Source organism: Allobosea sp. LjRoot90, from assembly GCF_964254315.1.
Lineage (GTDB): Bacteria > Pseudomonadota > Alphaproteobacteria > Rhizobiales > Beijerinckiaceae > Allobosea.
Map to the genome: position 1 here is coordinate 1 of NZ_CAXUTF020000020.1, position 1,240 is coordinate 1,240.

The following is a 1,240-nucleotide window of genomic DNA, read 5'->3' on the forward strand; positions in this document are numbered from 1 at the left end:
CTGGCCTGCTGCCGGTTCTGTGGACGGTGAGTTAAGCTAATCCCGCCTTCTTTTCGAACTCGGCTGGGCTGAGATAGCCGATGGTCGAGTGCCTGCGAAGAGCGTTGTAGAACCTCTCGATGTAGTCGAACAGGTCGGCACGCGCTTCGTTCCGTGTCCGGTAGACCTTGCTTTTGATCCGCTCGGTTTTCAGCGATGAGAAGAAGCTCTCCATGGCGGCGTTGTCCCAGACGTTGCCGGATCGGCTCATCGAGCAGGTGACACCGTTGTCGGCCATCAGTTTCTGGAACTGCTCGCTGGCGTATTGGCTGCCCTGGTCCGAATGATGCAGGAGCGCATCGGGCTTGCCGCGCCGCCAGATCGCCATCATGAGCGCGTCGGTGACGAGCTGCGCGGTCATCTCGGCCTTCATCGACCAGCCCACGACGCGGCGGGAGAAGAGATCGATGACGGCCGCGACGTAGAGCCAGCCCTCGGCGGTCCAGACATAGGTGAAGTCGGCGATCCAGCGCTGGTTCGGCCGCTCGGCATGGAACTCTCGGTCGAGCGTGTTCGGCGCGATTGCCGAACGCTGGCCGTCATCCTTCGGCAGCCCGCGCCGGCGTGGCCTTGCGCGAAGGGCCTGCATCCGCATCAGCCGCTCGATGCGGTGAAGGCCACAATCGATGCCTTCCGCCAGCACGTCCCGCCAGACGCGGCGGGCGCCATAGGTGCGATCCGAGCCGATGAAGCTCGCCCGCACCTTCGCGCCGATCTCCTCGTCATCCCGGCTGCGCTTGCTCGGCGTTCTGGTGAGCCAGGCATGGAAGCCCGACCGCGACACATCCAGCGCTTCGCAAAGCCACGCCACCGGCCAGATCCCCCGGTGCTTCGCAATGAACGCGAACCTCATGTCACGTCCTTCGCGAAGTAGGCTGCGGCCTTTTTTAGGATGTCACGCTCCGCCTTGAGCTTGACGACCTCCCGCCGCAGCTTCTCGATCTCCAACTGCTCCGGCTTCATCTGCCCATGGCCGGGAAAGGCCTGCGCCGGATCGGCAGAAAGCTCCTTCACCCATTTGCGCAGCACGTTCTCATGGACCGCCAGGTCCCGAGCCGCCTGCGCGACGCTCACACCTCGATCCTTGATCAGGCGAACCGCCTCGATCTTGAACTCACGCCCAAATCGTCGTCGTTGCATACGCCACCTCCGGCTTCATGAAACACCCAATCGCGGTGTCCACGAAACCGGCAGCAGGCCA

General features: G+C 63.5%; 1 protein-coding gene. It reads right to left on the reverse strand.

The window, feature by feature from the left end; translation table 11 throughout:
- Positions 1-31: 31 nt before the first annotated feature.
- Positions 32-1,179, reverse strand: a protein-coding gene (locus ACSQ3M_RS28430) for an IS3 family transposase (RefSeq protein ID WP_436153435.1) whose coding sequence is annotated in 2 segments (ribosomal slippage) — positions 32-930 and positions 930-1,179 — 1,149 coding nt in all. Because the reading frame shifts where the segments join, the coding sequence is not laid out codon by codon here.
- Positions 1,180-1,240: the final 61 nt, after the last annotated feature.